Source organism: Kitasatospora sp. NPDC093102, from assembly GCF_040683915.1.
Classification (GTDB): Bacteria; Actinomycetota; Actinomycetes; order Streptomycetales; family Streptomycetaceae; genus Kitasatospora.
Map to the genome: position 1 here is coordinate 16,052 of NZ_JBFBFA010000055.1, position 24,095 is coordinate 40,146.

Consider the following 24,095-nt stretch of genomic DNA (forward strand, 5'->3'; position numbering starts at 1 on the left):
TGGCCGGGCAGCCCTCGGGGCGGCCCCGGACCGCCTCCACAACGCGTCGGGCCGGTGCCGCCGATCGGCGACGCGGGCCCTGTCGCCCGCTCAGAACCCGGAGGTCAGAGCCGCGGTGGAGCAGGCGGCGCCGCCGAGTTCAGCAAAGGGCGGGTCGATGTACTCGTCGGCCGGAGCGCGATACGGAGGGTGGCCCCGTGTCGCGCTGGGTGATCGTGGTGTCACGCGGGTAGGACTGTGGCTGTCCTGACCGGGCGTTGCCGAGACATCGCAGGAGCCGCGAGTGGCCGCTTACCACGACAGTGACGGAGCCGAGCAGGTGCCGGCGCAGGATGCTCCGCCGCCGCCCGCCGAACTGGCGGCGCTGGCACAGGCGTACGGGGTGGACGCCGGGCACCCGGGGCCGGGCGGGCAGGCGGTGGGGGCGCGGACGCTGGTCGCGGTGCTGGCGGCGATGGGCGTGGCGGCCGGGACGTCGCAGGAGGTGCGGGAGGCGCTGGAGCGTCACCGGGCCGAGCAGCAGGCCCGGTTGCTGCCGCCGTGCGTGGTGGTCCGGCAGGGGAGACGGACGGCGCTGGACGTGCCGGCGGACGCCCGGCTGCGGGTGGAGCTGGAGGACGGGGGGAGTTGGGAGCTGCCGCAGGGGCACTCGCACTGGGTGCCGGGGGACCTGCCGCTGGGGCGCCACGTGCTCACGGCGCAGTGCGGCGACAGGAGGGCGAAGGCCGCGCTGATCGTCGCCCCCGAGCGCCTGCCGCAACTCCCCGGCCGCAGCTGGGGGTTCCTCGCCCAGCTGTACTCCGTGCTGTCCGAGCGCTCCTGGGGCATGGGCGACCTCGGCGACCTCGGCGAGCTGGCCCGGTGGGCGGGGGCCGGCCTCGGGGCGGGCTTCGTACAGATCAACCCGCTGCACCAGGCCCTTCCCGGGGCCCCCTCCGACCCCTCCCCGTACCGCCCGTCCTCGCGCCGCTTCGCCGACCCGGTGCACCTGCGGATCGAGGCCGTCCCCGAGTACGCGTACCTGGAGGGCGGGCAGCGTGACCAGGCCGAGGAGCTGGCCCGCCGCGCGGCCCGGCTGCGCGACGAGGTGCTCGTCCACGACGCGCTGATCGACCGGGACGCCGTGTGGCGGCTCAAGCGCGAGGCCCTGGAGCTGCTGCACGAGGTGCCGCGCGGCCCCGGCCGGCAGGCCGAGTACGAGGCGTACCGGCGCCGCGAGGGCGAGTGGCTGCGCCGGCACGCGCTGTGGAACGCCCTGGCCGAGGTGCACGGCCCGGACTGGCACCACTGGCCGAAGGGCCTGCGTCACCCGGACGGCCCACAGGTGGAGCAGGCGGAGAAGGAACTCGGGGAGCAGGTCGAGTTCCACCGCTGGCTCGCCTGGCAGGTCGACCAGCAGCTCGCCCGGGCCCAGCAGGCGGCCCGCGAGGCGGGCATGCCGGTCGGCCTGATCCACGACCTGGCCGTCGGCGTCCACCCGGACGGCGCGGACGCCTGGGTGCTCCAGGACGTGCTGGCCGGCGGGATCTCGGTCGGCGCCCCGCCGGACGCCTTCAACGCCCACGGCCAGGACTGGGGCCTGCCGCCCTGGCGCCCGGACGCGCTCGCCGAGGCCGGCTACGCCCCGTACGCGGAGCTGCTGCGGGCCACCGCCCGGCACGCAGGGGCCCTGCGCATCGACCACGTGATGGGCCTGTTCCGGCTCTGGTGGGTCCCGCAGGGGCATGCCCCGACCGAGGGCGTGTACGTGCGCTACGACGCGGAGGCGATGCTCGGCGTGCTGGCGCTGGAGGCGCACCGGGCCGGGACGGCGGTGGTCGGCGAGGACCTCGGCACGGTGGAGCCGGGCGTGCGGGAGGAGCTGGCGGCGCGCGGGGTGCTCGGCACCTCGGTGCTCTGGTTCGAGCGGGACTGGCAGGCCGACGGCGCGATCCTCGGCCCGGACCGGTGGCGGCCGGGCTGCCTGGCCACCCTCACCACCCACGACCTGCCCAGCACCGCCGCCCGGCTCTCCGGCGAGTACGTCGAGCTGCGGCACCGGCTGGGCCTGCTGGCCCGTCCGCTGGGGGAGGAGCAGGCGCAGGCGGCGGCGGAGCTGGCGGACTGGCGGGCCGAGCTGGCCGGGCTGGGGCTGCTCGACGCGGACGAGCCGCTCTCGATGCCCGTGCTGTACCGCTTCCTGCGGGCCACCCCGGCGGAGCTGGTCGGGGTGTGGCTGCCGGACCTGGTCGGCGACCCGCGCCCGCAGAACCTGCCCGGCACCTGGGACCAGTACCCGAACTGGCGCCTCCCGGTCGCCGACGGCGCCGGTGACCCCGTCACCCTCGAAGGCCTCGCCGCCACCCCTGCCGCCGGCCTGCTCGCCCACCTCCTCGCCCCGCCCGGCCCCCGGAACCCCTCCCGCTGACCGGCGGGCCCGTGGAAGCCAGGGCCCCTGGTCAGCGGGAGCCTGGCGCCCCCGCCCCCTCCCTGTCCGCAGCCCCCCGCCCTGCCGCAGGCCCTCCCGCCAGGTCGGGTCGACCCCGACGCGCGCGCCCCCGTAAGCGGCGGGTAAGTTGGAAACGTGGACAAGAGGAACGCTTTGCGAGCCGGCGCGGTCTCCGCAACGGTCACGCTGATGATGCTGCTGTCGTCGCCCGCCATGGCCTTCACCCGGGACGACGGTGACGACCCGGGTTCCGGCCTGAGTGTCGGTGAGACCATCGGCCTGTACGTGGTGATCCCGCTCGTCGCCTTCGCGATCATCGCCGGTCTGGCCGGCATGCCGTACGGCGGCAAGGGCAAGAAGAAGTAGCCGTCGGGCCCGACCGGGCCCGCACGACGTCCATCCGGACGTTCCACGTCCACCAGGACCCGCACGACCCCGAAGGGGCGCCGGACGATCCGGCGCCCCTTCGGGCTGTTCGCGCACCGTCAGCGGGCCCCCGCCGCACGGTCGGCCGCCTGGGCCTTGATCGCGCGCTCGACGCCCGCCCGCGCCTCGACGACCTGGCGTCGCAGCGCCGGCGCCGGCTCGGCCGAGGCCAGCCACGCGTCGGTCGTGTCCAGCGTCTCCTGCGTCACCTGGAGGGCCGGGTACAGCCCGACGATGATCTGCTGCGAGATCTCGTGGCTGCGGGTCTCCCAGACGCCCTTCACCGCGGCGAAGTACTTCGCCGCGTACGGCGCGAGCAGCTCGCGCTGGTCGGACTGCTGGAAGCCGGCGATGACCGCTTCCTGCACATAGTTCGTCAGCTTGTCGGACTCCACGACCGACGCCCAGGCCTCCGCCTTGGCCTCGGCGGTCGGCCGGGCGGCGCGGCAGGTGGCCGCGTGCTCCTGGCCGGCCGCGGTGTTGTCCCGCTCCAGCTCGGCGGCGATGAGGGCCTCGTCGGCCCGGCCGGTGGCGGCGAGCCGGGAAAGCAGGGTCCAGCGCAGCTCGGTGTCCACCGCGAGGCCCTTGATCTCGACCGAGCCGTCCAGCAGCCCGGCGAGCAGGCCCAGCTGACCGTCCGTACGGGCGACCGCGGCGAGGGCGCGGGCCCAGGCCAGCTGGTGGTCGCTGCCGGGCTCGGCGGCGCGCAGGTGCTCCTCCGCGGCGGCGGCCCAGCGGGCAAGGCCCTCCTCGCGCCACGCCGGGTCGGCGTAGGCGTCGAGGGCGAGCTTGACCTGGCGGTGCACGGACTGCACCACGCCGATGTCGCTCTCGCGCCCGATGCCGGACAGCGCCAGCGACAGGTAGTCGCGGGCGGCCAGCTCGCCGTCGCGGGTCATGTCCCAGGCGGAGGCCCAGCACAGTGCGCGCGGCAGCGAGTCGGTGAAGCCGCCGAGGTGCTCGGTGACGACGGCCATCGAGTCCTCGTCCAGCCGGATCTTGGCGTACGAGAGGTCGTCGTCGTTCAGCAGCACGACGGCCGGGCGGTGCCGGCCGACCAGCTCGGGCACCTCGGTGCGCGGGCCGTCGACGTCCAGCTCGATCCGCTCGGTGCGCACCAGCGCGTCGCCGTTCAGCTCGTACAGGCCGATCGCGATGCGGTGCGGCCGCAGCACGGCCTCGCCCTTGGCACCGGCGGGCAGCGCGGGGGCCTCCTGGAGCACGGTGAAGGACTCGATCTCGCCGTCGGTGTTGACGGTGACGGCGGGCCGCAGCACGTTGATGCCGGCGGTCTCCAGCCAGGCCTTGGACCAGGCCTTGAGGTCGCGGCCGCTGGCCTCCTCCAGGGCGCCGAGCAGGTCGCTGAGCCGGGTGTTGCCCCAGGCGTGGCGCTTGAAGTAGGCCTGCACGCCCTGGAAGAAGGCGTCCTGGCCGACGTACGCCACCAGCTGCTTGAGCACCGAGGCGCCCTTGGCGTAGGTGATGCCGTCGAAGTTGACCTGGACGTCCTCCAGGTCGTTGATCTCCGCCATGATCGGGTGGGTGGACGGCAGCTGGTCCTGCCGGTACGCCCAGGTCTTCATCTGGTTGGCGAACGTGGTCCAGGAGTGCGGCCACTTGGAGCCGGGGGCCTCGGCCTGGCAGACGGCCTCGGCGAAGGTCGCGAAGGACTCGTTGAGCCAGAGGTCGTTCCACCACTCCATGGTGACGAGGTCGCCGAACCACATGTGGGCGAGCTCGTGCAGGATCGTCGCGGCACGGGCCTCGTACGCGGCGTCGGTGACCTTGGAGCGGAACACGTACTGGTCGCGCAGGGTGACGGCGCCCGCGTTCTCCATCGCGCCGGCGTTGAACTCCGGGACGAAGAGCTGGTCGTACTTGGCGAACGGGTACGGGAAGTCGAACTTCTCCTGGAAGTAGTCGAAGCCCTGCTTGGTGACCTCGAAGACGGCCTCCGGGTCCAGGAACTCTCGCAGCGAGGGCCGGCAGTAGACGCCCAGCGGCACCTTCTGCTCGCCGTTCTCGTAGGTGTCGAAGACCCCGACGTACGGGCCGGCGATGAGCGCGGTGATGTAGCTGGAGATCCGGCCGGTGGGCTCGAACGTCCAGACCTGGGTGTCTCCGTCGCCGACCGGCTCGGGGGTCGGCGAGTTGGAGACCACGACCCAGCCCTTCGGCGCGGTCACGGTGAACGCGAACGCGGCCTTCAGGTCGGGCTGTTCGAAGGAGGCGAAGACCCGGCGGGCGTCCGGCACCTCGAACTGGGTGTACAGGTAGGTCTCGCCGTCGACCGGGTCGACGAACCGGTGCAGGCCCTCACCGGTGTTGGTGTACGCGCAGTTCGCGACGACCCGCAGCTCGTTCTCGGCCGCCAGGCCCGGCAGCGGGATGCGGCTGTCGACGAAGCTCGCCGGGTCGAGCTGCACGCCGTTGAGGGTGATCTCCTCGACGCTCGGGGCGACGAGGTCGATGAAGGTCTCCGCGCCGGGGGTGGTGGCGGTGAACCGGACCACGGTGGTGGACCGGAAGGTACCGCCCTCGCGGGCCGAACCGAGGTCGAGCACGATGTCGTACGCGTCCACGTGGAGGAGGTCGGCCCGGGTGCGGGCCTCCTCACGGGTCAGGTTTGTGCCGGGCACTCGCTGCACTCCTTTGTCAGACTGATGGTCCGAATCCTCGCACGTCCAACGGACGGGGCGGCCCAATAATCACGGGCGGGGCGGGCCCGGGCGATCAGCCCGTACCCGCCCCGCCCGTGTGGCTCGCGACGAGGGGTCACACCCCCGGCGCCGGCCCCGGTGTCACCCCGGGGTCACTTCTTCCACTTGGTCAGCGGACCGTCGCTGGCGCTGTAGCGGCGGAACGCGTAGACGGCGGCGCCGTCGTCCGAGACCAGGTACTCGGAGCTGCTGCTGCCGATGCTCATGCTGGTCGGCATGGTCATGGTGCCGAGGTCGGTCATCGAGCCGTCGGCCGGCGAGAGCGTCACCAGCCGGGCGGGCTTGTTGTAGCCCTGGTCGACGATCGCGCGGACCTTGCCGTCCTTGTCGGTCCCGGCCACCAGGCGCATGTCGTTGCCGGCCGAGCCGGAGTTGGCCGACCAGAGCCGCTTGCCGGTGTTCAGGTCGTAGGCGTTGATGCCCGACTTGCTGCTGCTGACCTGGACGTACAGCGTGGTGCCGCTGACGACGTTGCGGGTGAGGGCCTCGTCCTGGCCGGAGAGCCGCAGGCTGTCCGAACCGGGCTCCTTGACGGACATCTGGTTGCCCGGCTTGTTGTCCTTGTCGAACGGCAGGACGTAGTCGCCCTGCGGGCCGTTGGACATCAACAGCACCAGCGGCTTGTCCTGGACGACCGAGTCGACCTCCTCGATGCTGCCGGTGAGGGTGACCGGGGTACTGGCCGGCTTGCCGGTCTCGGCGTCGATGATGACCAGCTGGGACTTCGGGCTACTGGTGCCGTAGCAGCGGTCGCTGACCGCGATCTGGACGCCGGCCGCCTTGCCGCGCAGGACGCAGTTCTTGTCGCGCGGCTGGTACTGCCAGGCCGGCTGGCCGGTGGCGATGTTCAGGGCGCCGACCGCGTTGCCGCCGATGGCGACCACGTTCTCGGTGACGCTGAGGGTCGGCGAGGACATCCGGTCGGCCGAGGCCTTGACGGTCCAGAGCAGCTTGCCCTGGGCCAGGTCGACGGCGCCGATGGTGGAGCAGTCGCTGTCACCGGTGTTGAAGGAGACGGCGGCGACGCCCTTGGAGTTGGCGCCGTACGAGGCGGTGCACAGCTCCTTGCTGCCGGCCGGGGTGGGGATGGTCCAGGCCTCCTTGCCGTCGGCCAGGTTGTAGGCCTTGATGCCCGAGCTGTCGACGCGCACGGCGAGCTTGTCGGTGCCCCAGACACCGAGCATCTGGTTCGAGCTGTCCGCGTTGGCCGGCTTGGGGACGCTCCAGGCGACGGCGAAGGTGCCGCCCTTGGGACCGGGGCCGGGGGTGGGGCCGTTGCTGGTGCCGCCGTTGTCGGTGGTGCCGTTGCTGATCGGGTCCGGGGCCGGCTCGGGCTTGGGGTCGGGGCTCTTCAGCAGGACGACCAGGGCGACCACGATCGAGATCGCCAGCACACCGCCGATGATCCCGCCCCACAGCATCACGGGGTTGCGCTGCTTGGGCGCGACGGGAGCAACGGGCGCGCCGGGGTAGCTGTACCCGGGCTGCTGCGGGTAGTTGTAGCCGCCGGCGTTGTAGGCCTGCCCGGCGCCCGGGGCGCCGTACGGGGCACCGGGGACCGGGTCGTACGGGCCGACCGGTGCGCCGCCGGGCGGTGGCGGGGCCTGGGAGGGGAATCCGGTCGCCGTCGGCGCGTAGGCCGTGTACTCCGGGCTGCCGACGGGCGACTGTGCGGGCGGCTGCGCGGGCGGTGCCGGCGGCTGGGCGGGCGGCGGGCCGGCGGGCGCGGCCGGGCGCGGGACGGCCGCGCCGTCGAGCTGCGTCATCTGGTCCGCGACGGCGGCCGGATCCACACCGCCGCCCGGCGGGCGCCCGAACGGGACGCCCCGGTTGTCCTGCGGACCGCTGCCGGGCGTTTCGCCTGCCCCCGGCGTAGGGTGATCCCCTGCCATCTGATTCCCCGTCATGTATGGAAGCGTCCCCCTGCCGGTGCCGTCCACGGCTCCGATGGGACGGGTGAGAAGTGGGCACCATGGTAGTGGTGCGTGGTTTTCGGCCGCGGCCAGGACCGCCGCTCCTCCTCCCCGCAGGTCCGGGCCGTGCAACACCTTCACCTCCCGATCACCGTGCCCCCACGCCGGGCGCCCGGCGGCCCCCGCGTCGTGGTCCGCGCCGGTCGGCCGCCGTCCGCGCCCCCGGGTGCGCCCGCCCGCCCCGGCCGGGATCCCCGCCCGGGCGCCCGGGCCGTACCCTTCAGGAGTTGAAGGGGACGCCCGGCGGAGGGGTCCCCGCCCTGGGAGGGTGGATCATGTCGACGGACACACCGGGCTCGCAGTCGTCGCTGCACCGGGCGAACCTGGAACGGGTGCTCCGCGCGGTGCGGATGGCCGGCTCGCTGACCCAGGCCGAGATCGCCCGCGGCACCGGACTGTCCGCGGCCACCGTGTCCAACATCGTGCGGGAGTTGAAGGAGAGCGGCACCGTCGTGGTCGCCGACACCTCCTCCGGCGGCCGCCGCGCCCGCAGCGTCTCGCTCAGCGGGGACGCCGGCATCGTCGTCGGCATCGACTTCGGCCACACCCACCTGCGCGTCGCGGTCGGCAACCTGGCCCACCGGGTGCTGGCCGAGGAGAGCGCCCCGATCGACGTCGACGTCTCCGCCCAGCAGGGCTTCGACCGCGCCGAGGCGATGGTCGAGCGGCTGCTGACGCAGGCCGGGTTCCGCCCCGACAAGGTGATCGGCGTCGGCCTCGGCGTGCCCGGTCCGATCGACGTCGAGACCGGCGCGCTCGGCTCCACCGCGATCCTCCCCGGCTGGACGGGCATCGCGCCGGGCCGGGAGCTGGGCGAGCGGCTCGGCATGCCGGTGCACGTGGACAACGACGCCAACCTGGGCGCGCTCGGCGAGCTGGTCTGGGGCGCCGGCCGCGGGCTGAGCGACCTCGCCTACATCAAGGTCGCCAGCGGTGTCGGCGCCGGGCTGGTGGTCAACGGCCAGATCTACCGCGGGCCGGGCGGCACCGCCGGCGAGATCGGGCACATCACCCTGGACGAGGCCGGGCCGGTCTGCCGCTGCGGCAACCGGGGCTGCCTGGAGACCTTCGTCGGCTCCCGCTACCTGCTCTCACTGCTGGTCTCCACCCTCGGCCCGGACCTCAGCCTGCCCCGGGTGGTCGAGCTGGCCCAGCAGGGCGACCTCGGCTGCCGCCGGGTGATCGCCGACGCGGGACGGCAGATCGGCACCGGGGTCGCCACCCTGTGCAACCTGCTCAACCCCCGCCGGGTGATCCTCGGCGGGGACCTCGCCGAGGCCGGTGAGCTGGTGCTCGCCCCGATCCGGGACTCGGTGGCCCGCTACGCGATCCCGAGCGCCGCCCGTCAGCTCTCGGTCGTCCCCGGCACCCTCGGCGGCCGGGCCGAGGTGCTCGGCGCGCTGGCCCTGGTGATGAGCGAGATGGGGGAGTCCGGCGCGCTCGGCCGCGCCTGACGCCGCCGGTCGGCAGCGCCGTCCGGGCCGGCCCCGCACCGTCAACCCACGAGGTTGGCCTCGAACAGTCGACTCCGAATGGTCGATCCCGAACAGTCGACTCCGAATGGTCGGCCTTGACCACATAAGCATGCTCGAACGCCCGTGCGTCAACCCGGCGCGACTCGCCTACCCCGCCCGACCTCCCGGAATGGCGGCGAGCGAACAGTGGCACGGGGCGCGCCGCCCGGTGTCCGGCAGGCGGACATTAGACTCGACCGGTCGCCACCGGCCGAGACCGTCGCCTGCCGCCGGGCCGGGCAGCGACGCCCGTCGGACTGTCCGTGGTCCGCGAAGACTGAACGAGGAGGAACGGGTGGCCCTGCTGACCCGCATTCGGGGACCGCGCGATCTCGACCGGCTCACGCCCGGACAGCTGGCCGCACTGGCCCAGGAGATCCGGACCTTCCTGGTGACCGAGGTCTCCAAGACGGGCGGCCACCTCGGCCCCAATCTCGGCGTGGTGGAGCTGACCATCGCGCTGCACCGGGTCTTCGACTCGCCGCGCGACCGGATCCTCTTCGACACCGGTCACCAGAGCTACGTCCACAAGCTGCTCACCGGCCGCCAGGACTTCTCCCGGCTGCGGATGAAGGGCGGCCTGTCCGGCTACCCGTCCCGCGCCGAGTCCGAGCACGACGTGATCGAGAACTCGCACGCCTCCACGGTTCTCTCGTACGCCGACGGTCTGGCCAAGGCCAACCAGCTGCTGGGCAAGAACGACCCGGTCGTCGCGGTGATCGGCGACGGCGCGCTCACCGGCGGCATGGCCTGGGAGGCGCTCAACAACATTGCCGACGCCAAGGACCGCCCGCTCGTCATCGTCGTCAACGACAACGAGCGCTCGTACTCCCCGACCATCGGCGGCCTGGCCAACCACCTTGCCACCCTGCGCACCACCCAGGGCTACGAGCGCTTCCTGTCCTGGGGCAAGGACGCGCTCCAGCGCACCCCGGTGGTCGGCCAGCAGCTGTTCGAGACGCTGCACGGCGCCAAGAAGGGCCTCAAGGATTTCATCGCCCCGCAGGGCATGTTCGAGGACCTCGGCCTCAAGTACATCGGCCCGATCGACGGCCACGACCTGACCGCCCTGGAGTCCGCGCTGACCAAGGCGCGCGGCTTCGGCGGCCCGGTGATCGTGCACTGCCTCACCGAGAAGGGCCGCGGCTACCACGCCGCCGAGAACAACGACGAGGACCGCTTCCACGCGGTCGGCGTGATCCACCCGGAGACCGGTCTGCCGATCAAGAGCGCGGGCAAGGACTGGACCTCGGTCTTCGCCGAGGAGATGGTCGCGCTCGGCCACGAGCGCGAGGACATCGTCGGCATCACCGCCGCCATGCTCCACCCGGTCGGCCTGGCCCCGTTCGCCGAGGCCTTCCCGGACCGCATCTTCGACGTCGGCATCGCCGAGCAGCACGCCGTCACCAGCGCCGCCGGTCTGGCCACCAACGGCCTGCACCCGGTGTTCGCCGTCTACGCGACCTTCCTGAACCGGGCCTTCGACCAGGTCCTGATGGACGTCGCCCTGCACAAGCTGGGCGTCACCTTCGTCCTGGACCGGGCCGGCGTCACCGGGACGGACGGCGCCTCGCACAACGGCATGTGGGACATGTCGATCCTCCAGGTCATCCCGGGTCTTCGGCTCGCCGCCCCGCGCGACGCCGACCAGGTCCGGGCCCAGCTGCGCGAGGCCGTCGAGGTCAAGGACGCCCCGACCGTGGTCCGCTACTCCAAGGGCACGGTCGGCCCGGCCGTCCCCGCGGTCGGCCGGATCGGCGGCATGGACGTGCTGCGCGCCGCCGAGGAGCCCTCCGGCGCCCACCGCGCCGACGTGCTGATCGTCTCGGTCGGCGCGATGGCCCCCACCAGCCTGGAGGTCGCCGACCTGCTGGCCGCCCAGGGCATCACCGCCACCGTGGTGGACCCGCGCTGGGTCAAGCCGGTGGACCGGGCCCTGCCGGGCCTGGCCGCCGAGCACCGGGTGGTCGTCACGATCGAGGACAACGGCCGGGTGGGCGGTGTCGGCGCGGCCGTGGCGCAGGCGCTGCGGGACGCGGACGTGGACCTGCCGGTGCGCGACTTCGGCATCCCGCAGGAGTTCCTGGACCACGCCAGCCGGGCCGAGATCCTGGCCGAGATCGGCCTGAACGCCCAGGACATCGCCCGGAAGGTGACCGCGCTGGTCGCCAAGCTGGACACGGCGCCGGTCAAGGCCTGACGGAAAGGCCTCAGGAAGGGCCGACGTCCTGCTCGTGCCGGACCGGTCGCCTGCTCCGCAGACGACTGTTCGTCGTAACTTCGTAACAGTTCGTCACGGAACAAGCCGACAATCGCACTGAAAGGCGGGACCGGCGCCACCGGCGCCGATCCCGCCCGGTAGGTTGTCCACCGTGCCGACCCCCACCCGCCTCCGCCTCACCGGACTGGCCGAGCGCCTGCCCGATCGTGTCCGCACCGTTGTGCGAACTGGGCCCCTCCTGCCCGAGGGCGGGCAAGGAGGGCGGTACTGGACCAGGCTGGTGCCGGTGCTCGCGCTGGTCGCGCTGCTCACCCACATCCCCTCCTTCGCCCGGCCCGTCTGGAGCCCGGACGAGGGCTTCCTGGCCACCCAGGCCCGGATGCTGGCGGACGGCGGGGTGCTGTACGACACCGTCGTGGACCGCAAGCCGCCGCTGCTGCCCTGGCTCTACCAGGCCTGCTTCGCGGTCTTCGGCTCCGCCTCGCTCTGGCCGCTGCGCACCCTGGCGGTGGTGGCCCACCTGGTCACGGCGATCCTGCTGGCCTCGATCGCCCGCGGCCGCTGGGGCAACCGGGCCGGGGCCGGGGCCGGACTGCTCTACCTGCTGGTCTCCATCGGGCTCTCCCCGGAGGACACCCAGGCGGCGACCTTCGAGGTCTTCATGCTGCCCGCCATGGTGGCCGCCTTCCGGTACGCCGAACGGCGCCGCTGGCTGGCCGCGGGCATCGCGGTCGCCCTGTGCTCACTGACCAAGCAGACCGGCGGCGCGGTGCTGCTGCCGGTGCTCTGGATGCTGTTCCAGGACGCCCGCCGGCGCGGGGTGCGCTGGCCGCCCGCGCTGTTCAAGATCGGGTTCGGCTTCATCCTGCCGATAGCGCTGGTCGCGGTGATCCTCACCAAGCCCAAGGGCTTCCTCTTCTGGGTGGTCACCGGCAGCGGCGACTACGCCTCCTTCGGCGGCGCCTGGCTCCAGATGCTCGGCCGGGCGCTCGGCAACTCGGCCATCCTGGGCGTGGCCGGCCTGGGCTTCCTGCTCCCGGTCGGGCGCCGGCTCTGGCTCAAGTACCGCCACCGCCCGCTGCCGGTGGCCGGCGAGGAGCACGGCTCGACCACCGACCTGTGGGTCTGGCTGCTCTCCTCGGTCGTCGCGGTCAGCGTGGGCTTCCACTTCTTCGGCCACTACTACCTCCAGCTGATGCCGCCGCTGGTGCTGCTGGGCACCGGGGCGGTCGCCACCTCGGCGATCCGCTGGAAGCCCGTCCTGGTGTACACCACGGCCGCCGCCACGGTGTTCTGGGGCCTGGCGCTGGCCTGGCCGGGGGAGCGGCTCAACCGCACCACCGAGGTCGCCACCGCCGTCGCCGCCCAGACCACCCCCAAGGACACCGTGCTGGTCTGGGGCATGCACCCCGAGCTGTACTGGCTGGCCGACCGCAAGCCCGCCACCCGCTACCTGACCGCCGGCTTCCTCACCAACTACAGCGGCGGCAAGGACGGCAACCAGAACGTCGGCGAGCAGTTCAGCGTCGCCAACGCCTGGCAGACCTTCGACAAGGAGCTGGCCAACGGCCTGCCCGAGGTCGTGGTCGACGACTCCGGCATCGCCCCGTACCAGCCCGTCATGGTCCCCCGGATCGAGAACCTGCTGGACACCCACTACGAGATGGTCGGCGTCTTCGCCGACACCGTGGTCTACCGCCTCAAGCACTGAGGCGTCCGTACACGACGCAGGCGTGACGACGTCCGTACACACGGAGGAGCCCCGGTGACCGACCGGTCACCGGGGCTCCTCCGTGTACGGGTTCTGCCTTACGCGGGCACCGAGGCCACGCCGGGGGCGAGGAAGGTCTTGCCGTTCACCCGCTCCGAGACGCCCTCACGGTCCAGGTACGGGGTGATCCCGCCCAGGTGGAAGGGCCAGCCGGCACCGGTGATCATGCAGAGGTCGATGTCCTGCGCCTCGGCGACGACACCCTCCTCCAGCATCAGGCCGATCTCCTGCGCCACGGCCTCCAGGGCGCGGGCGCGGACCTGCTCCCCGGTGAGCACCGAGTCGCCGAAGGACAGCAGCTCCAGCACCTCGGGGTCGAGGACCTGCTGGCCGTCCGTCCAGGTGTAGAAGCCGCGCTTGCCGGCCTTGACCACCTTGGCGAGGTTCTCGGAGACGGTGAACCGCTCCGGGAAGGCGCCGTGCAGGGTCTCCGAGACGTGCAGGGCGATGGCCGGGCCGACCAGCTCCAGCAGCACGATCGGGGACATCGGCAGGCCGAGCGGCTCGACGGCCTTCTCGACGTCGGCGATCGGGGTGCCCTCGTCGATGATGTCCTGGATCTCGCCCATGAAGCGGGTCAGGATCCGGTTCACCACGAACGCCGGGGCGTCCTTGACCAGCACCGAGGTCTTCTTCAGCTTCTTCGACACGGCGAAGGCGGTGGCCAGCGAGGCGTCGTCGGTCTGCTCGCCGCGGACGATCTCCAGCAGCGGCAGGATCGCGACCGGGTTGAAGAAGTGGAAGCCGACGACCCGCTCGGGGTGCTTCAGCTTCGAGGCCATCTCGGTGACCGACAGCGAGGAGGTGTTGGTCGCCAGCACGCAGGTCGGCGAGACCACGTTCTCCAGGTCCGCGAAGACGGCCTGCTTGACGCCCATCTCCTCGAACACGGCCTCGATGACGAAGTCCGCGTCGCCGAAGGCGGCGGCCTTGTCCAGCGAGCCGGAGACCAGGCCCTTGAGGCGGTTGGCCTTGTCCTGGCCGATCCGGCCCTTGCCGAGCAGCTTGTCGATCTCGGCGTGGACGTAGCCGACGCCCTTGTCGACGCGCTCCTGGTCGATGTCGGTGAGGACCACCGGCACCTCCAGACGGCGGGCGAACAGCAGCGCCAGCTGCGAGGCCATCAGACCGGCGCCGACGACGCCGACCTTGGTGACCGGGCGGGCCAGCGACTTGTCCGGCGCGCCGACGGGGCGCTTGGCCCGGCGCTGCACCAGGTTGAAGGCGTAGATGCCGCTGCGCAGCTCACCGCTCATGATGAGGTCGGCCAGGGCCGCGTCCTCGGCGTCGAAGCCGGCCTGCAGACCGGCCTTGTCCGCGAGGTCGAAGTCCTTGGCGGCGGCGATGATGTCCAGCGCCTTGTAGGCGGCCGGAGCGGCGCCGTGCACCTTGCCGTCGGCGACCAGGCGGCCCCAGGCGACGGCGTCGTCCCAGGCCTTGCCGCGGTCGATCGCCTCGCGCTCGACGACGACGTCGCCCTTGAGGACCTTGGCGGCCCACAGCAGCGACTGCTCCAGGAAGTCGGCCGGCTCGAAGATCGCGTCGGCGATCCCCAGCTCGAACACGTCCTTGCCCTTGAGCTGCTTGTTCTGGTTCATCGAGTTCTCGATGACGACCTTGACGGCCTTACCGGCACCGATCAGGTTCGGCAGGATGGTGCAGCCGCCCCAGCCGGGGACGAGGCCGAGGAAGACCTCGGGCAGCGAGAAGGCCGGGACGCCCGCCGACACCGTGCGGTAGTCGCAGTGCAGGCCGACCTCGACGCCGCCGCCCATCGCCGCGCCGTTGTAGAACGCGAAGGTGGGGACGGGCAGCGCGGCGATCCGCTTGAAGACGTCGTGGCCGCCCTTGCCGATGGCCAGCGCGTCCGCGCGCTCCTGGAGCAGCTCGACGCCCTTGAGGTCGGCGCCGACCGCGAAGATGAACGGTTTGCCGGTGATCGCGGCGCCGACGATGGTGCCCTCGGCGGCCTCGGCCTCGACCTGGTCCAGCGCCTCGTTCAGCTTGAGCAGTGAGCCCGGGCCGAAGGTGGTCGGCTTGGTGTGGTCGAAGCCGTTGTCCAGGGTGATCAGGGCCAGCTTGCCGGCCTGCAGCGGCAGGTCGAGGTGGCGGACGTGCGCGGTCGTGACGACCTCGCCGGGGAAGAGCTCGGCGCCGCGGGTCAGCAGCTCAGTCGTGGTGCTCATGCTCACTTACCGCCCTCGGACTCAGACGACTCTTCCGCTCCGCTCCAGTGCGGGTTCTCCCAGATGATGGTGCCGCCCATGCCGAAGCCGATGCACATCGTGGTGAGGCCGTAGCGGACGTCCGGGCGCTGCTCGAAGCGGCGCGCCAGCTGGTTCATCAGGCGCACGCCGGAGGAGGCCAGCGGGTGGCCGAAGGCGATCGCACCGCCGTACGGGTTGACCCGCTCGTCGTCGTCCGCGATGCCGTAGTGGTCCAGGAAGGACAGCACCTGGACGGCGAAGGCCTCGTTGATCTCGAAGGCCTGGATGTCATCGATGCTCAGACCGGCCTTGGCCAGCGCCTTCTCGGTGGCCGGCACCGGGCCGATGCCCATGACCTCGGGCTCGACGCCCGCGAAGGCGTACGAGACCAGGCGCATCTTGACCGGGAGGCCGAGCTCCTCGGCGACGTCCTCGGCGGCCAGCAGCGAGGCGGTGGCACCGTCGTTCAGACCGGCCGAGTTGCCCGCGGTGATGTTGCCGTGCGGACGGAACGGGGTCTTGAGGCCCGCCAGGCTCTCCATCGTGGTGCCCGGGCGCAGCGGCTCGTCCACGGTGGCCAGGCCCCAGCCGGTCTCGCCGACCTCGGGGTTGGTGTTGCGGATCGAGATCGGCACCAGGTCGGGCTGGATGTCGCCGTTGGCGTACGCCTTGGCGGCCTTCTCCTGGGAGCGCACGGCGTAGGCGTCGCAGCGCTCCTTGGTCAGGTGCGGGAAGCGGTCGTGCAGGTTCTCCGCGGTCATGCCCATGAACAGGGCGGACTCGTCGACCAGCTTCTCGGAGACGAACCGCGGGTTCGGGTCGACGCCCTCGCCCATCGGGTGGCGGCCCATGTGCTCGACGCCGCCGGCCACGACCACGTCGTACGCGCCGAAGGCGATGCCGCCGGCGGTGGTGGTCACGGCGGTCAGCGCGCCGGCGCACATGCGGTCGATCGCGTAGCCGGGGACGGACTTCGGCAGGCCGGACAGCAGGGCGGCGGTGCGCCCGATGGTCAGACCCTGGTCGCCGATCTGCGTGGTGGCCGCGATGGCGACCTCGTCGATGCGCTCGACGGGCAGGTTCGGGTTACGGCGCACGAGCTCCCGGATGCACTTGACGACCAGGTCGTCGGCGCGCGTCTCGTGGTAGATGCCCTTCGGGCCGGCCTTGCCGAACGGGGTGCGGACGCCATCAACGAAGACGACGTCCCTCGCGGTACGAGGCACGGGGGCTCTCCTCCCAGGGACCAACATTTCGAGGTGGGCAGGCTGCCGCCGTCGAAGACCCGAGCGGCGCCGCATCACGGCCATGCTACCCGTCGGTAACCAACCTGCCCAGGCCCCTCGGAGGGATCCGACCATGTGTCCCCCGACACGTTCCCGGGCACGACGAAGGGGATGTCGCCCGTACGGATGACATCCCCTTGCGCGTGGTGCCTGATCGGCCGGCCGTGATCAGCCCGTGGCCGTGGCCGCGGCCGCGGCGAACGCGGCGGCCACCGCCGCCGCCACCAGGTTCACCTGCCACTGCCGGGCGCCGAGCCCGCGCAGTGCGGCGGCCACGCTCTCGGGGCCCGGGTCGGCGGGCGGCTGCCAGGAGACCCGCCGGACCAGGTCCGGCGTGATCAGGTTCTCGGCCGGCAGGTGGTACCGCTCGGCCAGCTCGCTGACCGCGCTGCGCGCACCGGCGAGCCGGGCGGCGGCCACCGGGTCCTTCTCGGCCCAGGCCCGCGGCGGCGGCGGTCCGTCGTGCGGCGCGGTGGCCGGCGGCAGCAGGTTCTCCGGGATCTCGCGGCCGCGCTGCACGGCCGCCAGCCACTGTTCCAGCTGGCGGCGGTGCACCCGGGGGCCGAAGCCCTGGACGGCCTGCAGGGAGGCGATGTTCAGCGGCATGGCCAGTGCGGCGTTGACGATCGCGGCGTCCGAGAGCACCCGCCCGGGGGAGACGTCGCGGTCCTGGGCCATCCGGTCGCGGGCCAGCCAGAGCTCGCGCACCACGGCCAGCTGACGGCGGCGGCGGATCTTGTGCAGCTGCGAGGTGCGGCGCCACGGGTCGGTGCGCGGGGCCGGGCGGGGCGCGGCGGCGATCGAGGCGAACTCCTCCATCGCCCAGCCGAGCTTGCCCTGGGCGTCCAGCTCCCGTTCGAGTGCGTTGCGCAGCTCGACCAGCACCTCGACGTCCAGAGCGGCGTAGCGCAGCCACGGCTCGGGCAGCGGGCGGGTGGACCAGTCGACCGCGGAGTGCTCCTTGGCCAGGCTCAACCCGAGCACGTTCTCGGTCATCGGCCCGAGGCCGACCCGGGCGAAGCCGGCGATCCGCCCGGCCAGCTCCGTGTCGAACAGCTGCCGGGGTCTCATGCCGACCTCGGACAGACAGGGCAGATCCTGGGAGGCCGCGTGGACCACCCATTCGGCGTCCTCGACGGCCCTTCCGAGCGCACTGAGGTCCGGGCAGGCGATCGGGTCGATCAGAGCGGAACCGGAACCCGCGCGACGCAGCTGAATGAGGTACGCGCGCTGCCCGTAGCGGTAGCCGGAGGCCCGTTCGGCGTCGACGGCCACCGGTCCGGTGCCCGCGGCGAAGGCGGCGACGGTGGCGGCCAGCGCCCTGTCGTCCGCCACCACGGGCGGGATCCCCTCCCTCGGTTCGAGGAGCGGGACCGGGGCTGCTTCTTCTGGGATGGCTGCTACGGCGTCGGTCACTCCCCAAGAGTACGACGGTCCTCGCGACCGGGAGTGTTGTCGGACTGGTCAGACTGTTGATCGCCCGCCCGTCTCCGGGGCGGGGTGGGCGCACCGCGGACCCCTGGGACAGCGCTGCGGCGGCCGAGGAGGAAACGTTCCTCCTCGGCCGCCGCAGCGGTCCGGAATGCCTGGCTCAGTGGATGATGCCGGTGCGCAGCGCGACCGCGACCATCCCTGCGCGGTCGCCGGTGCCCAGCTTGCGGGCGATCCGCGCGAGGTGGCTCTTGACGGTGAGCGCCGACAGACCCATCGCTACGCCGATCGCCTTATTGGACTGTCCCTCGGCGACCAGTCGCAGCACCTCGACCTCGCGGCCGGAGAGCTCGCGGTAGGCGGCCTGCTGCGCGCCCGGGGCACCGGGTGCTCCGGGCGCTCCGGGGGCGCCCGGAGCACCGGCCGCGCCCGGCATGCCCGGCATCCCGGGGCGGCGCATCCGGCCGGCCAGCCCGGCGGCGCCGAGCGGCAGGCCCGGGCGGCCCGGCATCGCGACGTTCGTCCGGGTGCCGGTCACCACGTATCCCTTGACGCCGCCGGCCAGCGCGCTGCGGACCGCGCCGATGTCGTCGGCGGCGGACAGGGCCAGACCGTTGGGCCAGCCCGCGGCGCGGGTCTCGGCGAGGATGGTCAGCCCGGAGCCGTCCGGCAGGTGCACATCGGCGACGCAGATGTCACGTGGGGTGGAGACCCGGGGGCGGGCCTCGGCGATCGACGACACCTCGATCACGTCCCGGACGCCGAGTGCCCACAGATGGCGGGTGACGGTGTTTCGGACACGGGGATCGGCGATGACCACCATGGCGGTGGGCTTGGTCGGCCGGTAGGCGACCACGTTTGCGGGGTGCTCAAGAAGGACCGACACCAGGCCTCCTGCGGGGAGTGGCGGACGGAACCCCGATGGGGGCGGTCGGAGTGTTCCGCGTTTGGAAAGGGTCACAGTCTGCTTCGGCAGCAACCGTGCCCGGCTTTAGCGAAAGATCACGATCTAGTGAGTAACAATACGGACAAATCGCGCAAATGATTGACGCGACATGCCCGGTATTCGCACAAAATCGATCAGATTCGGCGCCGATCGGTCGGTATCGACCGGCGAATTGACACAGAGCGAGTTCGAAGTCACACTCCGTCAGCCCTGGGGGTGGCGTCCGGCCCCCGGGTGCCGACGGGTCCCGACGCCACCCGTCAGTGCGACCGGGGGCGTCGCCGGGACGGCATCGGAACCACTCCACCGAGTGAAGGAACCTCGGCGGGACCCTGTGGGGCCGGGGTGGCCGGCGGCAGGCCGGCGCTGATGCACAGCAGGTCCGCCCAGGCCGCCAGGTGCCGCTCGAAGCGGCCGTCGGCCGGGGTCCAGGAGGCCCGGATCTCGATCTCGGTCGAGGACGGGCGGTCCGCCAGGCCGCCGAAGTACTGGGAGGCGGCCAGGGTCACCGTGCCGGACGGCTCGGCGTACCCGGCGCCGTGCGCCTGCAGGGCGTCCAGCAGCCAGGCCCAGCCGACCTCGGAGAGCATCGGGTCGCCGGCCATCTCCGGCTCCAATTCGGCCCGGGTCATCGTGACCACCCGGAACTCCCCGTTCCAGGCCTCCTGCCCGGCCGGGTCGTACAGCAGCACCAGCCGGCCGTCCGCCAGCTCCTCGCCGTCCACCTCGACCGAGGCGGTCACCGCGAACGAGTACGGGGCGAGCCGGCGCGGCGCCGGCGCGGGGGAGAGCTGCACCTCGGGGCGCAGCCGGGCCCCGTCCAGGGCCGCCACGGCCGCCCGGAACTCGCTCGGTGCCCCCTCGCGACCCGCTCCGCCACCTGCTCCGCCACCCTGCGCGGGGTGCCCTCCGACCGCTGCCATGCCCCGAAGACTAGGTCGAAGAGCGGGGTTATCGCCGCAACTTCTCTCCCTGCGGCGTGCCGGAACGGCAAACCCGGACAGATCTTGGAGGAACCGACGAGACCGGCCGGGAAACCGGGCCCGGCATGCGTGCGAAGATTTGACGCGTGAGCGAGACTACGGCAGACACGACGGCGGCCACCCACGACGGCCCGACCACCCCCGGGCGCCGCGGCGCCGCGCACGACTCCGCGTTCCTGCGGGCCTGCCGGCACGAGCCCGTGCCGCACACCCCGGTGTGGTTCATGCGCCAGGCCGGCCGCTCGCTGCCCGAGTACCTCAAGGTCCGCGAGGGCATCCCCATGCTGGAGTCCTGCATGCGGCCCGAGCTGGTCAAGGAGATCACCCTCCAGCCGGTGCGCCGGCACAAGGTGGACGCGGCGATCTTCTTCAGCGACATCGTGGTGCCGCTCAAGGCCGTCGGCATCGACGTCGACATCAAGGCCGGCATCGGCCCGGTCATCGCCGACCCGATCCGCACCGTCGAGGACCTGAAGCGGCTGCGCCCGCTGGAGCCCGACGACGTCCCCTACATCACCGAGGCCGTCGGCCTGCTGGTGGACGAGCTCGGCGGGACCCCGCTGATCGGCTTCGCCGGAGCGCCGTACACGCTGGCCAGCTACCTGGTCGAGGGCGGGCCGTCCAAGAACCACGAGAACACCAAGGCCATGATGTACGGGCAGCCCGAGCTGTGGGCCGCCCTGGTGGACCGGCTCGCGGACATCACCTCGGCCTTCCTCAAGGTGCAGATCGAGGCCGGCGCCTCGGCGGTCCAGCTGTTCGACTCCTGGGTCGGCGCGCTCGCGCCGGACGACTACCGCCGCTCGGTGATGCCGGCCAGCACCAAGGTCTTCGACGCCGTCGCCGGGTACGGCGTGCCGCGGATCCACTTCGGCGTCGGCACCGGCGAGCTGCTCGGCCTGATGGGCCAGGCAGGCGCGGACATCGTCGGGGTCGACTGGCGGGTGCCGCTGAACGTCGCCGCCGAGCGGGTCGGCCCGGGCAAGGGGCTGCAGGGCAACCTCGACCCGGCGGTGCTGTTCGCGCCCACCAGGGTCGTGGAGACCAAGGCCCGCGAGGTGCTGCACGCGGCCCAGGCACTCGGCACCAGCGGCCACATCTTCAACCTCGGCCACGGCGTGCTGCCGTCCATGGACCCGGACGCGCTCAGCCGCCTCGTCGCCTTCGTCCACGAGACCAGCGCCCGCTGACCCCCAGGTGGCGGGCCTCCGGCTCCGGGGGCCCGCTACCCGGCCGTGACCTCGATCCCGGCCCGGCGCAGCAGCGCCGCCGTCACCCCGTCACCGGGGCGCAGCTCCCCGGTGAACGTCCCGTCGTACACCTGCCCGCAACCGCAGGACGGGCTGCGTGCCATCAGCACCGCCCGCCCCGCCCCCGCCTCCTCGGCGGCGGCGAGCGCCGCCCGGGCGCCGGCCAGGAACTCCGCGGTGCAGTCCGCCCCGGTCGCGTCCACCACCCGGGCCCGCCCGTCCAGCACGTCCGCGCCGTCCCCGCCCACGATCTCCGCCGGCGGCCGCGGCGTCGGCAACCCGCCCGCCCCCTCCGGGCACACCACCACGGCCCGCCCCTCCTCGACCAGCCGCACGGCGTCGTCGGAGGTCTTCGCCCGCCCGTCGTACCGACAGGGAATCCCGGCCAGACACGCACTCACCACGATCGGTTCCACAGCACACAGATTAAGTGGTGGTCCGCCGCATCCCCGAACTCGCTATCTTGGGGCCATGAGCGAGCTGCCGGAGTGGATGTACGCGCCCAGGGAGGAGGGCTGGTTTGCCGACGACCTCGACCACCTGCCGCAGGCGCCGCGGCACACCGAGCTGATCGATGGAGCGCTGGTCTTCATGATGTCCCCGCAGCGTTCGTGGCACAGCCAGGTCGTGTCGAGGCTGACCGCCGCGCTGGAGGAGTCGGTTCCTGACGGGACGATCGCCGAGCGCGAGATGACGATCAAGCTCGACCCGCGCAACCGGCCGGAGCCTGACGTGGTGGTGGCCACAGCGGCGTACGACCCGGACCGCACCTGGTACGTCCCCGCTGACGTGGTGCTCGTCGCGGAGGTCGTCTCCCCGGAGTCCGCGCACCGCGACCGCACGGTCAAGGTTCGCAAGTACGCGGAGGCGGGCATCCCGCACTACTGGATCGTCGAGGAGGAGGACGGCCTGCCGGTCGTGCACGTCTACGAATTGGACGGCCCGACCTCCGCGTACGTGGCCGCCGGGATCTTCCGGGGCAAGCTGGAGCGGCCGGTGCCGTTTCCCGTTGCCATCGACCTCGGCGGACTCGTACCCAAGTGGAGGCGTGCAGGGGATTGATGGTCCGGCGTAAAGACCTGCGAGACTGCGGAGCATGTCGGATGCACAGGTCGTCGTCGTCGGTGGTGGGATCGCGGGGCTGGCCGCGGCCGCTTTCCTGAGTGGGGCGGCCGGGGGGCCGGCGCGGGCGCAGGTGACGGTGCTGGAGGCGTCCGGGCGGGTCGGCGGGAAGCTGTGGGGCGGAGAGGTCGGCGGGGTCCGGGTGGACCTCGGGGCCGAGTCGGTGCTGGCCCGGCGGCCGGAGGCGGTGGAGCTGGCCCGGGCGGTCGGCCTGGCGCAGGAGCTGGAGCCGCCGACCACCGCGAAGGCCGCGATCTGGACCCGCGGCGCGCTGCGGCCGCTGCCCGGCGGGCAGGTGATGGGCGTCCCCGGCGACCTGGAGGCGCTGGCCGCCTCCGGGGTGCTGACCGCGGAGGGGCTGGAGCGGGCCCGGCACGAGCAGCCCACCGAGGTCGGCGAGGACGTCGCGATCGGCCGCTACGTCGCCGACCGGCTGGGCCGGGAGGTGGTGGACCGGCTGGTCGAGCCGCTGCTCGGCGGCGTCTACGCCGGCCGCGCCGACGAGATCTCGCTGCGTGCCGCCGTACCGCAGCTGCTGTCGATCGCGCGCGGCGGCGGCTCGCTGGTCGAGGGCGTGCACGAGCTGGCCTCCCGGCCGAAGGTCGTCGACACCCCGGTGTTCCAGGGCCTGCGCGGCGGCCTCGGCACCCTGCCCGGCGCGGTCGCCGCGGCCTGCGTCAAGGCGGGGGTGGACCTGCGCACCGACGCCCCGGTGGACGAGCTGCGCCGCACCCCCGACGGCTGGCGGGTGGTGACCGGCGGCCGGGTGCTGCACGCGGACGCCGTGGTGCTGGCCGTCCCGGCCCCCGCCGCGGCCCGGCTGCTGCGCGAGGACGTCCCGGCGGCCGCCGCCGAGCTGGACGCGGTCGAGTACGCGGGCATGGCCCTGGTGACCCTGGCCTTCCGCCGCGCCGACCTGGCCCGGCTGCCGAGCGGCAGCGGCTTCCTGGTGCCACCGGTGGACGGGCGGCGGATCAAGGCCTCGACCTTCTCCTCCAACAAGTGGGGCTGGCTGGAGCGCTCCGCGCCGGACGCGTTCCTGCTGCGCACCTCGCTGGGCCGCTACCGCGAGGAGGAGGCGCTGGGGCTGGCGGACGAGGAGCTGGTGGCGCGGTCGCTGGCGGACCTCAAGGAGGCGATCGGGCTGACCGCCCGGCCGTACGACACCTTCGTGTCCCGCTTCGCGGCCGGTCTGCCGCAGTACCCGGTGGGGCACCTGGACCGGGTGGCCCGGGTGCGGGCGGAGGCGGCGCGGGTGGGCGGGCTGGCGCTGTGCGGCGCCGCGTACGACGGGGTGGGCATTCCGGCGTGCATCGGTTCGGCGGCCGCCGCCGCGGCCGCCGCCGCGGCCGCCGCCGCGGCGGCCGTCGACAGAGTGTTGACCCCGGCGACGGGGGAAAGTTCCACGGAGAGGACAATGGGCGCATGACTGAGAGCGTTGAGCGGGAGCCGGAGCAGCGGCCCGAGAAGAAGAAGGCGCGCGACCTGAACCAGGTCATCCGCTACACGATGTGGTCGGTGTTCAAGCTCAAGGGCGCCCTGCCCGAGGACCGCACCGCCCTGGCGGCCGAGGTGGACGAGCTGTTCGCCCAGCTGGCCGCCAAGGACGTGACCGTGCGCGGCACGTACGACGTCTCCGGTCTGCGCGCCGACGCCGACATCCTGGTCTGGTGGCACGCCGCCGACTCGGACGACCTCCAGGAGGCGTACAACCGCTTCCGTCGCACCGGCCTCGGCCGGCTGCTGGAGCCGGTCTGGTCGAACATGGCGCTGCACCGCCCGGCCGAGTTCAACAAGTCGCACATCCCGGCCTTCCT

17 protein-coding genes are annotated in these 24,095 nt (G+C 72.8%); 9 read left to right on the forward strand and 8 right to left on the reverse strand.

The window, feature by feature from the left end; translation table 11 throughout:
* The first annotated feature begins 283 nt into the window (after positions 1-283).
* Together malQ and AB0O11_RS35390 are read left to right on the forward strand one after the other, a co-directional pair.
* Positions 284-2,407, forward strand: a complete 2,124-nt coding sequence (malQ, locus tag AB0O11_RS35385; protein WP_363395390.1) for a 4-alpha-glucanotransferase — start codon at positions 284-286, stop codon at positions 2,405-2,407.
* Between the two features lie 156 nt (positions 2,408-2,563).
* A complete protein-coding gene (locus AB0O11_RS35390) occupies positions 2,564-2,794 on the forward strand; it encodes a hypothetical protein (RefSeq protein ID WP_224285714.1) in 231 nt (76 codons plus the stop codon).
* A gap of 119 nt (positions 2,795-2,913) precedes the next feature.
* Here AB0O11_RS35390 and pepN read toward each other — a convergent pair whose 3' ends face one another.
* Positions 2,914-5,493: an aminopeptidase N gene (gene pepN / locus AB0O11_RS35395; RefSeq protein ID WP_363395394.1), complete on the reverse strand. Its 2,580-nt coding sequence runs from the start codon at positions 5,491-5,493 to the stop codon at positions 2,914-2,916.
* A 173-nt stretch (positions 5,494-5,666) separates the two neighbouring features.
* The gene (locus tag AB0O11_RS35400; RefSeq protein WP_363395397.1) at positions 5,667-7,340 is read right to left on the reverse strand and encodes a PQQ-binding-like beta-propeller repeat protein; all 1,674 of its coding nucleotides are present in this window, start codon (positions 7,338-7,340) and stop codon (positions 5,667-5,669) included.
* A 482-nt stretch (positions 7,341-7,822) separates the two neighbouring features.
* Between AB0O11_RS35400 and AB0O11_RS35405 the strand changes: the two genes are divergently transcribed.
* The 3 genes from AB0O11_RS35405 to AB0O11_RS35415 all read left to right on the forward strand — a co-directional run bounded on the left by AB0O11_RS35405 (position 7,823) and on the right by AB0O11_RS35415 (position 12,993).
* Positions 7,823-9,001 carry an ROK family transcriptional regulator gene (locus AB0O11_RS35405; RefSeq protein ID WP_363395400.1) on the forward strand — a complete coding sequence of 393 codons (1,179 nt, stop codon included), beginning with the start codon at positions 7,823-7,825 and terminating at the stop codon, positions 8,999-9,001.
* A 355-nt stretch (positions 9,002-9,356) separates the two neighbouring features.
* The gene (gene dxs, locus AB0O11_RS35410; RefSeq protein ID WP_363395403.1) at positions 9,357-11,261 is read left to right on the forward strand and encodes a 1-deoxy-D-xylulose-5-phosphate synthase; all 1,905 of its coding nucleotides are present in this window, start codon (positions 9,357-9,359) and stop codon (positions 11,259-11,261) included.
* Between the two features lie 172 nt (positions 11,262-11,433).
* Positions 11,434-12,993, forward strand: coding sequence for a glycosyltransferase family 39 protein (locus AB0O11_RS35415; protein WP_363395406.1), 1,560 nt, complete (start codon positions 11,434-11,436; stop codon positions 12,991-12,993).
* Positions 12,994-13,091: 98 nt separating this feature from the next.
* On the opposite strand, the gene AB0O11_RS35420 is transcribed toward AB0O11_RS35415, so the two are convergent.
* From AB0O11_RS35420 to AB0O11_RS35440, 5 genes are all read right to left on the reverse strand, one after another.
* Complete coding sequence (locus tag AB0O11_RS35420) at positions 13,092-15,239, reverse strand: 3-hydroxyacyl-CoA dehydrogenase NAD-binding domain-containing protein (RefSeq protein ID WP_363395409.1); 2,148 nt, start codon at positions 15,237-15,239, stop codon at positions 13,092-13,094.
* Positions 15,240-15,241: 2 nt separating this feature from the next.
* Positions 15,242-16,486 carry an acetyl-CoA C-acyltransferase gene (locus AB0O11_RS35425; protein WP_363395412.1) on the reverse strand — a complete coding sequence of 415 codons (1,245 nt, stop codon included), beginning with the start codon at positions 16,484-16,486 and terminating at the stop codon, positions 15,242-15,244.
* A gap of 228 nt (positions 16,487-16,714) precedes the next feature.
* Entirely contained in the window at positions 16,715-17,962 is a 1,248-nt protein-coding gene (locus tag AB0O11_RS35430; protein WP_363395415.1) for an HRDC domain-containing protein, read from the reverse strand.
* Between the two features lie 175 nt (positions 17,963-18,137).
* A complete protein-coding gene (locus AB0O11_RS35435) occupies positions 18,138-18,863 on the reverse strand; it encodes a response regulator transcription factor (protein ID WP_363395418.1) in 726 nt (241 codons plus the stop codon).
* A gap of 320 nt (positions 18,864-19,183) precedes the next feature.
* Positions 19,184-19,846, reverse strand: coding sequence for a DUF3000 domain-containing protein (locus AB0O11_RS35440; protein WP_363395421.1), 663 nt, complete (start codon positions 19,844-19,846; stop codon positions 19,184-19,186).
* A gap of 236 nt (positions 19,847-20,082) precedes the next feature.
* Here AB0O11_RS35440 and hemE point away from each other — a divergent pair, with 236 nt between their 5' ends.
* Entirely contained in the window at positions 20,083-21,096 is a 1,014-nt protein-coding gene (hemE, locus tag AB0O11_RS35445; protein ID WP_363395436.1) for a uroporphyrinogen decarboxylase, read from the forward strand.
* A gap of 35 nt (positions 21,097-21,131) precedes the next feature.
* Here the strand turns inward: hemE and AB0O11_RS35450 are convergent, their stop codons facing one another.
* On the reverse strand, positions 21,132-21,572 hold the full coding sequence (locus tag AB0O11_RS35450; RefSeq protein ID WP_224281628.1) for a DUF523 domain-containing protein: 441 nt from the start codon (positions 21,570-21,572) through the stop codon (positions 21,132-21,134).
* 55 nt (positions 21,573-21,627) lie between these two features.
* Here AB0O11_RS35450 and AB0O11_RS35455 point away from each other — a divergent pair, with 55 nt between their 5' ends.
* The 3 genes from AB0O11_RS35455 to AB0O11_RS35465 all read left to right on the forward strand — a co-directional run.
* Positions 21,628-22,218: a Uma2 family endonuclease gene (locus AB0O11_RS35455; protein WP_363395424.1), complete on the forward strand. Its 591-nt coding sequence runs from the start codon at positions 21,628-21,630 to the stop codon at positions 22,216-22,218.
* A gap of 34 nt (positions 22,219-22,252) precedes the next feature.
* Positions 22,253-23,707 carry a protoporphyrinogen oxidase gene (gene hemG, locus AB0O11_RS35460; protein ID WP_363395427.1) on the forward strand — a complete coding sequence of 485 codons (1,455 nt, stop codon included), beginning with the start codon at positions 22,253-22,255 and terminating at the stop codon, positions 23,705-23,707.
* Positions 23,704-24,095: chlorite dismutase family protein (locus AB0O11_RS35465; protein ID WP_363395430.1), on the forward strand; the 392-nt coding region annotated here is incomplete at its 3' end. The genes hemG and AB0O11_RS35465, both read left to right, overlap by 4 nt.